Annotated in this window: 8 protein-coding genes; 5 read left to right on the top strand and 3 right to left on the bottom strand. The window is 62.1% G+C overall.

What is annotated here, in order from left to right; translation table 11 throughout:
* Positions 1-2: 2 nt before the first annotated feature.
* Positions 3-488, bottom strand: a complete 486-nt coding sequence (locus tag ACIOJF_RS09840) for a nucleoside deaminase (protein ID WP_105656196.1) — start codon at positions 486-488, stop codon at positions 3-5.
* A gap of 436 nt (positions 489-924) precedes the next feature.
* On the opposite strand from ACIOJF_RS09840, the gene ACIOJF_RS09835 reads away from it, so the two are divergent.
* From ACIOJF_RS09835 to ACIOJF_RS09825, 3 genes are read left to right on the top strand one after another with little or no spacing between them, the layout of a single operon-like run.
* Positions 925-2,334, top strand: coding sequence for an MFS transporter (locus ACIOJF_RS09835; protein WP_402741588.1), 1,410 nt, complete (start codon positions 925-927; stop codon positions 2,332-2,334).
* 1 nt (position 2,335) lies between these two features.
* On the top strand, positions 2,336-4,471 hold the full coding sequence (locus tag ACIOJF_RS09830) for a molybdopterin oxidoreductase family protein (protein WP_402741587.1): 2,136 nt from the start codon (positions 2,336-2,338) through the stop codon (positions 4,469-4,471).
* On the top strand, positions 4,468-5,961 hold the full coding sequence (locus ACIOJF_RS09825) for an FAD-dependent oxidoreductase (RefSeq protein WP_402741586.1): 1,494 nt from the start codon (positions 4,468-4,470) through the stop codon (positions 5,959-5,961). Before ACIOJF_RS09830 ends, ACIOJF_RS09825 begins: the two co-directional genes overlap by 4 nt.
* A gap of 260 nt (positions 5,962-6,221) precedes the next feature.
* Here ACIOJF_RS09825 and nirD read toward each other — a convergent pair whose 3' ends face one another.
* Positions 6,222-6,599, bottom strand: a complete 378-nt coding sequence (gene nirD / locus ACIOJF_RS09820; RefSeq protein ID WP_105662151.1) for a nitrite reductase small subunit NirD — start codon at positions 6,597-6,599, stop codon at positions 6,222-6,224.
* A gap of 358 nt (positions 6,600-6,957) precedes the next feature.
* Here nirD and nirB point away from each other — a divergent pair, with 358 nt between their 5' ends.
* Entirely contained in the window at positions 6,958-9,573 is a 2,616-nt protein-coding gene (nirB, locus tag ACIOJF_RS09815; RefSeq protein ID WP_402741585.1) for a nitrite reductase large subunit NirB, read from the top strand.
* A 23-nt stretch (positions 9,574-9,596) separates the two neighbouring features.
* On the opposite strand, the gene ACIOJF_RS09810 is transcribed toward nirB, so the two are convergent.
* The gene (locus ACIOJF_RS09810) at positions 9,597-10,586 is read right to left on the bottom strand and encodes an aldo/keto reductase (protein ID WP_402741584.1); all 990 of its coding nucleotides are present in this window, start codon (positions 10,584-10,586) and stop codon (positions 9,597-9,599) included.
* Positions 10,587-10,719: 133 nt separating this feature from the next.
* On the opposite strand from ACIOJF_RS09810, the gene ACIOJF_RS09805 reads away from it, so the two are divergent.
* Positions 10,720-11,601 (top strand): SPFH domain-containing protein, encoded by an 882-nt coding sequence (locus ACIOJF_RS09805; RefSeq protein ID WP_402741583.1) that lies wholly within the window; start codon positions 10,720-10,722, stop codon positions 11,599-11,601.
* The last annotated feature ends 722 nt before the right edge of the window (positions 11,602-12,323 follow it).

Here is a 12,323-nt window from a genome sequence, read left to right as displayed (position 1 = left end):
ATTTAGTAGTCGGTCCGGGATTCTTGCGAATCCCATGCCTTGAACGGCAACAGGTGCTCGCCGCCTTCGGACTGGAAGCAGTTCACCGGCATCAGCGAGCGGTTGGATTTTGCTTCGAAGTAGTCGTAGAACACCGCGTCGTCGAATCCGGCGGCAGCCGCATCATGCCTGTTGGCCGCGAAGAAGACCTTGCCGATGCGGGCCCACAGCGAGGTGGCCAGGCACATTGGGCAGGGTTCGCAGCTGCTGTAGAGCACGCAGCCGCTCAAGTCGAAGGTCCCCAAGGCGGCGGCCGCGGTGCGGATGGCCACCACTTCGGCGTGCGCCGATGGATCATTGTTGGCCGTGACGCGGTTGACCCCTTCGAAGACCTGGCCGTCGGGGGCGACCACGACGGCGCCGAAAGGCCCGCCGGCGTTGTGGACATTTGTGGTGGCAATATCGATGGCCATCGAAAGATAGTCTTGGCCAGTGGTAGTAACGCTCATCGCGTGGCTCCTCATGCTTTGGACAAGAGAACCGCAGCGCGCTGCTTGGCGCTAGCTACCGGTTGCGCTTGTCACCTGAAATCGATCAGTTGCATGCCCGGTAGATAGCGACCCATCAGGTGGGTGCCCGCCATAGACAGCTACGAGATTATCAGCGGATTGTGACGCGCGCAACACTTCTTTTGAAATCTCTTTTTCGCATCATGAACAAAAACTTGCCGTCTTGCCGCTCATCCCCTCTCCCACTAGCAGCGATCCGACGGGACTGGCCCCTCCCTCCAGCACCGCGAATCCCTAAGCTGGATCGTTGCCCCGGCGCTCGGGTTTCCAACACATTACAGCCGCCTATCGGCGCACCGATCCGGCGGGTGAATTTAAGTTCCCTTCGGCGCAACAACCTGAGCACCTAGGCGAAATACCTCTTTGAGAAGCTCAGATGCATCAAGTGCTAGAGAAGGGACCGGATAACGTGAGCGCACAGCTAGAAGCATCTGACACATCGCAGGCACTGCAAGTGCAACCGGGACGCTGGGTCAGCAACTGGACCCCGGAGGATCCAGAATTCTGGAAGCGCACCGGATCTGCGGTAGCCAGCCAAAACCTCAAGTGGTCCATCTTCGCCGAGTTCCTCGGATTCAGCGTTTGGCAGCTTTTCGCCATTGTCGTGGTCTATCTTCCAGCAGCGGGATTCAGCTACAGCACCACGCAGCTGTTCTGGCTGATCTCCATCCCGAGCCTCGTCGGTGCCACACTGCGCATCCCCTACACGTTCATGGTGGCCCGTTTCGGCGGGCGCAACTGGACGGTCATTTCCGCGCTGCTCCTGCTGATTCCGGCCGGCGGCATTTCGCTGGCCCTGGCTGATCCGTCCACGCCATTCTGGGTGATGCTCAGCCTTGCGGCGCTGACCGGCTTCGGCGGCGGAAATTTCGCTTCCTCGATGGCTAATATCACCTATTTCTACCCCGCTTCCCGCAAGGGATGGGCGTTGGGCCTCAACGCCGCCGGCGGCAACCTCGGCGCGGCGGTCGCCCAGCTGCTTGTACCGGTCATTGTCACGGTCTTCGCCGCCGGGGCGTTGCAGCTTCCGCTGGCAGGCATGCTCTGGATCCCGTTGATTCTGCTCTCCGCATGGGGTGCCTGGAAATACATGCACAATCTGTCGTCGGCCCGCTCAGATATCCGCGGCGCCATTGCCTGCCTGAAGGTAAAGCACCTGTGGATCATCTCCGCCCTGTATGTGGGAACCTTCGGCTCCTTCATTGGATTCTCGGCAGTATTCCCCAAGCTGATCGTTGACACTTTCCCCGAATACGCGGCCTTGCCGTTGGGCACCGCAACCATCACCTTGGCTTTCCTTGGTCCGCTGGTCGCGTCCCTGGCCCGTCCATACGGAGGCAAGATCGCTGACAAGCTCGGCGGCGCACGCATCACCGTGGCGACTTTCGGAGCCATGGCCTTGATTACCGCTGCGCTAGTGCTCAGCCTGCCACGGGCCAACTTCTGGATGTTCCTCTTCCTGTTCTTGCTGCTCTTCACCGCAAGCGGCATCGGCAATGGCTCGACCTACCGCATGATCCCGGCAGTCTTTGCCCTGAGCGACGAGGGAAAACAGGCAAGCCAGGTGGATTCTTCGCGCAAGGCGGCCGCCGCTCTCGGTTTGATCTCGGCCATTGGCGCCTACGGCGGCTTCCTGATTCCCCAGGCCTTGGGCCTGTCCGTATCCAGCACCGGCGCCTACACCACGGCGTTCATCATCTTCATCGCGGTCTACCTGCTGCTCATGGCCACCGCATGGTTCGCCTATGCACGCTCAGGCACCCGTTTCGCCCAGCACGGAGTCTAGGATGACCGACACTCATTGCCCCTATTGCGCCCTGCAGTGCGGCATCACCTTGGAACCCAACCAGCAGGATCACGGCACCGAACCGGTGAGCCTGAGGGGACGGGACTTCGAGACCAACGGCGGGGCGCTGTGCCGCAAAGGCTATAGCGCCGCCACGCTGCTCGATCACCCAGAACGCCTGCAATCACCCCTGCTCCGCCAGCCCGATGGAAGCTTTGCCCCGGTTAGCTGGGAGCATGCGCTGGATCTGGTTGCCGAAAAGGCGCTAGGCATCCGGGCCGACTCCGGAGCCGACGCACTCGCGGTCTTCGGTTCCGGGTCGCTGACCAATGAAAAGGCCTACCAGCTGGGCAAGTTCGCGCGGCTGGCCCTAGGTACCTCGCGGATCGACTACAACGGACGGTTCTGCATGTCCTCGGCGGCCGCCGGCACCAACCGCGCCTTCGGCTTGGACCGGGGATTGCCTTTCCCGCTGGCTGATCTGGATTCGGCCGGGATGATCCTGATGCTCGGTTCCAACGTGGCCGATACCATGCCGCCCTTTGTCCGGCATCTGGCCGGGGCCCGTGAGAACGGCGGGCTGATCGTGGTTGATCCGCGCCGTTCAGCTACAGCCGAGCTCTGCGCCGATAATGCTGGCTGGCACCTGCAGCCGACCCCCGCCACCGACCTTCCGCTGCTGCTGGGCTTGGCCCACGTGCTGGTGGCCGAGTCCCTGGCCGATACCAGCTACGTGGCCGCCCGCACTAACGGTTTCGATGCAGTGAAAGCGTCCTTGGCCAGCTGGTGGCCAGAACGCACCGCCCAGGTCACCGGCGTTCCTGCCGAGCAGATCCGGCACACCGCCCGGGCCTTGGCGCAGGCGGCCAGCGAAGCGAAGGCCGGCGGCAAGCCCGTCTACATCCTCACCGGCCGCGGCATCGAGCAGCATTCCAACGGCACCGATACGGTAACCGCCGCGCTCAACCTCGCGCTGCTGCTCGGCTTGCCCGGAACCTTGGCCGGCGGCTACGGCACCATCACCGGCCAGGGCAACGGGCAGGGCGGTCGGGAACACGGGCAAAAGTGCGACCAGCTTCCCGGCTACCGCAAGATCACCGACCCGGAACACCGTGCGCAGGTAGCCCGCGTCTGGGGTGTTGACCCCGAAACCATTCCCGGTCCCGGGCTTCCCGCCGTTGAACTCCTCGACGCGCTAGGTACCCCCACCGGTCCGCGCATGCTGATGGTCCACGGGGCCAACCCGGTGATCTCCGCACCCGATGCGTCGCGCGTGATCCACGCACTGTCCAGGCTGGATTTCCTGGTGGTCTGCGACTTTTTCCTCTCGGAGACCGCAGCCCGAGCGGACCTGGTCTTGCCGGTGCTGCAATGGGCTGAAGAAGAAGGCAGCATGACCAACTTGGAGGGGCGGATCCTGCGCCGCCGCGCTGCCTTGGCGGCACCGGAACATGCGCGCGGCGAACTGTGGATCCTCGCCCAGCTCGCCCAGCGGCTGGATGCTCCCGGCCACTTCTCCCCCGATCCGCGGGAAGTTTTCGAAGAACTCAAATTGGCTTCGGCCGGTGGCCTGGCGGACTACTCGGGGGTGCCTTGGGATGACCTCGATGCCGGGGCGGCCATCTACTGGCCGTGCCCTGCAGGCACCGAAGTGAAGGCCGGGCGCGGCATCCGCAATGGAACCCCTCGGCTATTCCTTGACGGTTTTGCGCATGCGGATCGGCGTGCAGTGCTGGTGCCAGTTGCTTTCCAACCGGGACCCCGGAAGAACAACGCGGCCGTGTCCCTGGTGACCGGCCGGCTGCTGGAGCACTACCAGTCTGGCGCCCAGACGCGCCGGGTCCCCGAGCTGGCCCAGGCCGCTCCGGAACCGCTGCTGGAAATCCATCCGGCCACAGCCCTAGCCCACCAGATTGCCCAAGGACAAAAGGTCGTGATCAGCAATGAACGCGGGGAAGTCACCGCCCGCGCGCTGCTGACCGCTGATGCCCGGCTGGACACGGTCTTCCTGCCCTTCCACTACCCGGATTCCGGTACCGCAAACCTGCTGACCGAGGCGAAGGTCGACCCGCACAGCAAGATGCCGGAATTCAAGCACGCCCATGTTTCGCTGAGCGCTGTGAAAGAGGAACAATGAACGAGCAACGCCCGCAACGCATTATCATCATTGGCTTCGGCCCCGTCGCCGCGTCCCTTGTCGAAGGGCTGCTCCCGGCAACGGCGGCCGGCCACTGCGCCATCACCATCATCAGCGCCGAAGACCACCTGGCCTACAACCGTGTGCTGCTCGCTGAACTGGCAGCCGGAGCCGCCGAGTTCGAACACCTGGGCATGGTGGATCCGCAGCGCTTGGCCGATGCCGGAGTCGACGTGCGCTTGGGCGTGCAGGCTACCGGCATCGATCGCTCACGGCGCCGGATCCATCTGGGCGGCAATGACTATGTGTCCTACGACCGGCTTGTGTTCGCCACCGGCGCCCGGGCGGTGATCCCCACGCTCAACGGCCTGAATTTCGATCCGCACGCTGATGCTTCACTGCCAGCCGGAGTCTTCGCCCTGCGCACGGTGGATGACGCCCACCAGCTGCGCAAATCAATCGATCTTGGCCAGCGCATTTTGATTCTCGGCGGCGGAGTTCTGGGTATCGAGGCGGCCTTGGCCATTGCGCGCACCGGCGCGCAACCGGTGCTGGTGCATCATGGTCCGGCTCCCTTGGGACGCGTCGTGGATGCGGATGGAGGGGCGCTGCTGACACGTAATCTGCGTGAAGCAGGTGTCGAGGTGATCCCCGGTGCGAAGGCCAGTGGCATTCAGAAGGATGCACAGGGTTTCACCGGCCTGATGACTTCCACCCACGGACTGATCCAGGCTGATGCCCTGCTCATTTCCACGGGTGTGAGAGCCAGAACAGAGCTGGCCTCGGGCTGCGGATTACCGGTGGGCCGCGGTATTAAGACTGATGAATTCCTTTGCGCCGATACCGAGCAGCGAATTTTCGCCGTCGGTGACTGTGCCGAAGTTGCAGGACAGCCACCGGTCGGATTGCTGGCCCCGGGCTGGGCCCAAGCCGCATGGTTGTCCCAGCAATTGTTGCGGCTGACTGGTTCTGGGGCATCCGATCCGTTTGTTGCCCCGGACTTCTCTGCTTCTGATGTATTGATGCTCAAGGGGCAAGGCATCGAGCTGACCGCCGCCGGCGATATCAGCGCCGGTTATTGGGACGATACCGATCTGCAGGCGACAATCTATGCGGACCCTGCGCGCGGACGCTATCTGAAGATCGTCACCCGGCAGGATACGGTCACCGGATTCCTGGCCATGGGATTGCCGCAAACCAGTGCCGAACTCGTGCTGGCGTATGAACGGGCCACCGCCTTGCCTGAAGACCGCTCCAACCTGTTGCGGCTGGATGATCCGGCAACGGATCAAATCGCTGCTATCCCCAGCGATGATGATCAGCTGTGCCGCTGCTCGGGCGCTACCTACGGCCAGGTAGCCCATGCTGTAGGCGCTGGTTGCACCACCCTCGCCGAGGTCGGCGAGAACTGCCGTGCGGGCACCGGATGCGGCGGGTGCAAAGCGAAGATCGAAGAGTTGCTGGCCAAGGCGCCTGCCCTGGCGCAATAACTCCAATGGGCGGTCGGCTCCCAGCGAGCTGGCCGCCCTTGCCTATGCCCGGCCGGAACGCAAAGACGCAGGGACGAAAGCCATGAGCTTTCGTCCCTGCGTTTGGATGATGATGCGAGTTGCCTTATTCTTGCACGCCACCGCTGGAAAACGCGATAGCCGGAGCTAGTTGGTTGCAAGCGAATCCGTCTCGTCGTTCAGTTCGTACCAGCCTTGCCAGGCCGAATGCTCGACATTCAGGCTGCGATCTGATTTGATGCTCATTTGCTCTGCTCCATCCATAGCTGTCCCTCGATTTCCATGAGCCGCTGCACTGGCAACGGCAGCGAATCGGCGTTCAGGCATTCGCCGGTATCCAGTCGGTACACTTCCTTGTGCAGCGGGCAGGCAACTGTGGCCACGCTGGTTCCTTCGACCATGGTGTCGCCCAGAATGCCGCGGGCCATGACCTTCGCGCCGCTGTTCGGGCAGTGATGCGAGGTTGCGTAGAAGGCATCTTCTTCGGTACGGAACAGGGCTAGCTGTGTGGCCTCAAGCCACAGCGCTTCTCCCCATCCACGCTCCAGCTCTGCACTGCGGCAAAGCGGAGCCAAGCTCAAAGTAGCTTCACGGGTGTCTTCTGCAATTTGCGTGCTCATGAACGTAAGCCCTTCGTGGTTGGCATCTGCTGACATACCGAGCTTAGAAGCCGCATGTTTCGCCCGATGCTTCCAGCCGTTGCCAGTCCGTAAAGCATGCCTAACAGCAAAAATGGGCACCGTGAATCCTGGATTCTCCCGGAAATCCGCTGGTTTATCCTGTCCTTTTCCCTTTGTACAGCGATTGCCCATTGCGAATGATTCGAATATGTTTCAGCCGCTTCACCTGGCTTTCGTCTGATGGTGGAGAGAATTGCTCCGGCCGAAACACAAGGGTAATTGCGGCGCAAAGCATGCTTTCTACAGTGGACTCATCAGCCTGAAACTCACCGTTTCCCAGCGAAAGTCGAAATTGATCATGGGTACTCCACACAATGCACGCAACATCCTGGTTATCGGCGGCGGTCCCGCAGCCCACCGCTTCACCGAAGCCCTGGCCAGCCGCGCACCGCAGGATCTGAGCATCACGGTATTGACCGAAGAAACCCACCTTCCCTATGATCGCGTGGCGCTCTCCCAGGCGTTGACCAACCCCGGAGTCGATCTCACCCTCGGCGATCCGAAGCTCTGGGAAGCCGAGCATGTCACCTTGGAAACCAACGCCAAGGCCATCGCTATCGACAGCACCAAGCGCACGGTCACCACGGAAGACGGACGCATTTTCAGCTACGACGAATTGGTGCTGGCCACCGGTTCCAACGCGGCCACGTTGCCCATTGCCGGCAACGAGCACACCTTTGTGTACCGCACGCTGGAAGATGTCTGGTCCATCGCGCAGAAGGTCAAGGAACTTTCAGCTTCCCTGGGCCGCACCCCGGTGGTAGCTACCATCGGTGGCGGGCTGCTCGGTTTGGAAGCTGCCGCGGGTGCCCAAGCACTGGGTGCGGAGGCAGTGGTCATTGATGGCGGCAAATGGCTGATGGGCACCCAGCTGGATGAAGGCGCTGGCCAAGCCATGGGCCGGCTCATCGAGCAAACCGGATTCACCGTCCACAACGGCGTTTTCCCGCAGGAAATCCTGACCAGCCAGGAGTCCGGCAGCACGGCTGTCACCGGCGTGCTGATGGCTGATGAACGCACCATCGATGCGGATATGGTGGTCGTTTCGATCGGTGTTCGTCCCCGCGATGAACTGATCCGCAATTACAACGCGGCCCTTGACGAAGCAGGCAGCCCGGCACCCCGTTTCGGCATGGGCCCCCGCGGCGGCGTGGTCATCGACGCGCATTGCGCCACCGATATCGAGCACATCTGGGCTATCGGCGAGGTCGCGAACTACGAGGGTTTCTGCATTGGCCTGGTCGCTCCGGCCAACGCCATGGCGGAAATCGTGGCCGAACAGCTGGCCGGGGGCGAAGCCGAATTCGCCGGCTTCGACACCGCCACCAAGCTCAAGCTCTCCGGTGTGGATGTGGCCAGCTTCGGCGATGGCTTCGCCCGCGCCGAGGGGGCGCTTGAAGTGGTCTATGCCGATGCCCCGCGCGGCCTGTACCAGAAGCTCGTGGTTTCCTCCGATGCCAAGACACTGCTCGGCGGCATTTTCGTTGGCGATGCCACCCCGTACCAGTCGTTGCGCCCGCTGCTCGGCCGGGAACTGCCCGGCGAGCCGGGAGCGTACCTCAGCGCCCTGGGCGGCGAGGCGCCAGAAGGCGAACTGCCCGATGATGCGGTGCTGTGCTCCTGCAATTCGGTCACCGCCGGCACCATCCGCGATGCAGTCTCGGGTTGCGGCTGCTTCGAGGGCGAAGCGCCGGTCACCACCGTCTCCGGGCTGAAGGGGTGCACCCGTGCCGGCACCCAGTGCGGGTCATGCGTGCCGATGCTCAAGAAGCTCATGGAAGCGCAGATGCTCAAGGACGGCGCGGAAGTGTCCACCGCCCTGTGCGAGCATATTTCCTTCTCCCGTCCGGAACTCTACGAAGCCATCCGCGTGGCCGGGTTGCAGGCCTTCGGCGAGGTGATGGAACGTTTCGGCAGCGGCCAGGGTTGCGATATCTGCAAGCCGGTGATCGCCAATATCCTCTCCTCGCAGACCAGCGCCCACCCGATGGATGCAGGTCTTGCCGGCGCCCAGGACACCAACGACCGCGTGCTGGCCAATATGCAGAAGGACGGCACCTATTCGGTGGTGCCGCGCATCCCGGGCGGGGAGATCACCCCCGAGAAGCTCGGCGTGATTGCCGCGGTGGCGCAGAAATACGGCCTGTACACCAAGCTCACCGGCGGCCTGCGCATCGACATGTTCGGCGCCCGCTTGGAGCAGCTGCCCGAGATCTGGCGTGAGCTGGTGGACGCCGGCTTCGAATCGGGCCAGGCCTACGGCAAGTCGCTGCGCAATGTGAAGACCTGCGTCGGTTCATCCTGGTGCCGATACGGCATGCTCGACTCCACCGCGCTAGGCATCGAAATGGAGCTGCGCTACAGGGGCCTGCGGGCACCGCACAAGCTGAAGATGGGCGTTTCGGGCTGTGCCCGCGAGTGCGCCGAAGCCCGGGCCAAGGACATCGGCGTAATCGCCACCACCGATGGCTGGAACCTGTATGTGAGCGGCAACGGCGGCGCCAACCCGGCCCATGCCCAACTGCTGGCCGGCGGGCTGGATGATCAAACGCTGTTCAAGTACATCGACCGCTACCTGATGTACTACATCCGCACCGCTGACAAGCTGCAGCGCACCGCGCATTGGCTGCAGGACCTGGATGGCGGATTGGAACGGGCCAAGCAGGTGGTGATCGAGGATTCGCTGGGCCTGGCCGACGAGTTGGAAGCGGCCATGGAAACCCACGTGGCCAACTACGAGGATGAATGGGCCGCCACCTTGGCCGACCCGGTGAAGCTCAAGCGCTTCCGTTCCTTCGTGAACACCGCCGCACCGGATACCGAGCTGGAATATGTTTCCGAGCGCGGACAGCAGCGCCCCGCCGAGCCGGTGGCACTAGGTGCCAGCATCCCGGTCGGGGCGCCGCAAGGCTAGGAACGGCATCCCACCCGTGCTGCCTACCAGCGCGGGTGGATCTGTTCGCGCAGCTTGGCGTCGTAGAGGTCGCGGACCGAGGCGTTTAATCCCTCGGAAATCTGCAGCGAACCGGCGGCCGCGTTGGCGCGGGCCTGCTGCGCATTGCGGGCTCCGGGGATGATGGTGCTCACCCCGTCCTGGGCGGCCAGCCAAGCCAAAGCCACCTGGGCACTGGTGGCTTCGGGCGCCTCTGCGGCAGCCAGCTTGGCGAACTCGCCAGCGGCTTGAAGACCGGTGGCGTAGTCCACGCCGGAGAAGGTCTCCCCGACGTCGAAGGAGGAGCCGTCGCGGTTGAAGTTGCGGTGGTCGTCCTTGGCGAACTCGGTCTGCAGGGTGTAGCGGTTAGTCAGCAATCCGCTGGCCAGCGGCACCCGGGCGATGATCCCCACCCCTGCCTCGCGGGCTGCCGGAAGCACGGTTTCCAGCGGCTTGTGGCGGAAGGCGTTGATGATGATCTGCACGGTGGCGATGTTCGGGCGGGCAATAGCCGCCAGCGCCTCGTCCACGGTTTCCACCGAAACGCCGTAGTTGGCCATCCGGCCTTCATCCACCATGGTGTCCAGCGCATCGTAGATCGCATCGGTGGAGTACACAGGGGTTGGCGGGCAGTGCAGTTGGACCAGGTCCAAGGTGTCCACGCCCAGGTTCTTGCGGGAGCGGTCATTCCACGCGCGGAAGGCATCCAGGTTGTAGTTCTCCGGCAGCTGCTCGACACGGCGGCCCATCTTGGTGGCCACGGTGACCCCGGCGTCCGGGTTGACCTTCAGCCAAGTGCCGATCAGCTGCTCGCTGCGGCCATCGCCGTAGACATCGGCGGTGTCGAAGAAGCTCACGCCGGCTTCGTAGGCGGCATCGAGTACGGCTAGCGCGTCGGTCTCGTCTACCGAGCCCCAGTCAGCGCCTAGCTGCCAGGTGCCCAGGCCAATGGCCGACACGGTGCGGTGGGTACGTCCAAGTTCTCGTTTTTGCATGCCTCCGAGTCTAGTGCCCGCAGTGCATATTTCCGGTCGATGGCAGATCATTCTGCTGTGTTGCGGTGTCTGAATTTGTTCTCAATTATCTAAACGATAGAATATAAATTACCGTCACACCATCGAGGAGATCATGTTCCCCACTATTCTTGCGGTCATTTGCGCCGTCGTAGGATTGCTCGTCATGCTTGCCAGCAAATCCATGAAGCCAGAAAACAAGAACCGCTCTTCCACGCGCTTCACCGGAATCAGCATCTTCATCGTCTCGCTGATCGTGTTGGCCATCATGTCAACCACCATCGTGCAGCCACGCACTGTCGGCGTGAAGGTCGCGCTGGGCAAGCCGACCTCCGTGGTGAGCAACGGCTTCCACCTGAAGTGGCCATGGGAAAAGGTCGAGAAGCTGGATGGCTCGGTGCAGAACGACGTCTACTCCGCCAGCAGCGCCATCCCGGTTCGCCTGGGCAACAACGGCCGAGCCGACGTTGACGCCTCGATCCAGTGGCAGCTGAAGACCGACGATGCGATGGACGTGTTCCTGGATTACCGCACCTTCGAGGGCATCCAGTCCAACCTCGTCGACCGCAACTTCCGCGCCGCTTTGAACGAGGTCATGGCCACCTATGATCCGCTGGAATACGGCGAACCGGCCAGCGGCGGCCAGGACCTGGAAGGCCTGGCGACGTCCGTCCAGGAAAAGATGCAGGCCAAGGTCAAGACCCAGATCGAGATCCGCTCGGTTACCTTGCCGATCATCAACTTCGACGAGCCGACGCAGAACCGCATCAACGAGCTGCAGGCGGAAACCGCCAAGACCCGCGTGGCCCAGCAACGCAAGCAGACCAGCACCGCTGAAGCAGAAGCCAACAAGATCCTGGAACGCTCGCTGACCCCGGAAACCTTGACGTCCAAGTGCCTGGACATTGTCGCGGAGTCCGGCCAGAGCCCTATCGGCTGCTTCCCGAATTCCGGGGTCCAGCCCATTACGATGACTGGCGACAAAGACAGCAAATAGTCCCCCTTTGGTCATCGCCCCCGTCCACAGGACAGGGGCGATGACTAGCTTAACTTTGGACCTGCACTAATGAACTTCGTTGCGCTGGTGTTTACGGGGTGACTCGTGGGGAAAAGTTCTATGAATCGCTACTTGCTAATGAGATGAGCGGGTCAAGTTTCTGAAACAAAGTCGTTGATGATCCCTAAATACTCTCAAGCCGCGAACCTGTCGGCGATGTCTGAGGCGTTTTCCACTGGCTGTTCAGCCGGGTCGTCTTAGAAGGTCATGTCGTGTTTTTCCGAGTCTCTTTCTATCAATTGGTTGGAAGTCCTACACAGTTCATCTGACTGGCTTCGCGCGAGTGCAGGCATGGTTCAGATCCATCTCGCGTGAAAGCGCTGAAAGGGATCATCAAGACTGCTCTCTACAAGAACTCAGTATTTGATCTGGAGGAAGACCTGCTCTCCGCACGCCGGAGCAGGTGGCAGCCGATGAGGTCAATGAATTTGAGCACGCCCCAGCGCCAAGTTTCTACGACGCCAAAAATCGGCGTGACTCCTATGTGTTTGCATCTGAAACTGAACGGTCAATAAGCGTGCGGGCGCGCTTCGAATTTGACTACACAAATACTGCACTGATCTAGTCAGCTTCCAATAGGAGCAACAGAACCCCTAACCGTATTGGCTGGCGGATTCTGTTGTTCTCAACCACGTGATAGCCCAAGAAACCTTGGTCACACA

The organism is Glutamicibacter sp. NPDC087831, from assembly GCF_044742845.1.
Classification (GTDB): Bacteria; Actinomycetota; Actinomycetes; order Actinomycetales; family Micrococcaceae; genus Glutamicibacter.
The sequence above is the reverse complement of the archived record's forward strand: the minus strand, read 5'-3'. Positions and strand labels throughout refer to the sequence as shown.

Excerpts from the sequence above, each read along its gene's own strand:
- ACIOJF_RS09840 (WP_105656196.1), bottom strand. The coding sequence starts at position 488 with ATGAGCGTTACTACCACTGGCCAAGACTATCTTTCGATGGCCATCGAT.
- ACIOJF_RS09810 (WP_402741584.1), bottom strand. The coding sequence starts at position 10,586 with ATGCAAAAACGAGAACTTGGACGTACCCACCGCACCGTGTCGGCCATT.
- nirB (WP_402741585.1), top strand. The coding sequence starts at position 6,958 with ATGGGTACTCCACACAATGCACGCAACATCCTGGTTATCGGCGGCGGT.
- ACIOJF_RS09830 (WP_402741587.1), top strand. The coding sequence starts at position 2,336 with ATGACCGACACTCATTGCCCCTATTGCGCCCTGCAGTGCGGCATCACC.
- ACIOJF_RS09835 (WP_402741588.1), top strand. The coding sequence starts at position 925 with ATGCATCAAGTGCTAGAGAAGGGACCGGATAACGTGAGCGCACAGCTA.
- ACIOJF_RS09825 (WP_402741586.1), top strand. The coding sequence starts at position 4,468 with ATGAACGAGCAACGCCCGCAACGCATTATCATCATTGGCTTCGGCCCC.
- ACIOJF_RS09805 (WP_402741583.1), top strand. The coding sequence starts at position 10,720 with ATGTTCCCCACTATTCTTGCGGTCATTTGCGCCGTCGTAGGATTGCTC.
- nirD (WP_105662151.1), bottom strand. The coding sequence starts at position 6,599 with ATGAGCACGCAAATTGCAGAAGACACCCGTGAAGCTACTTTGAGCTTG.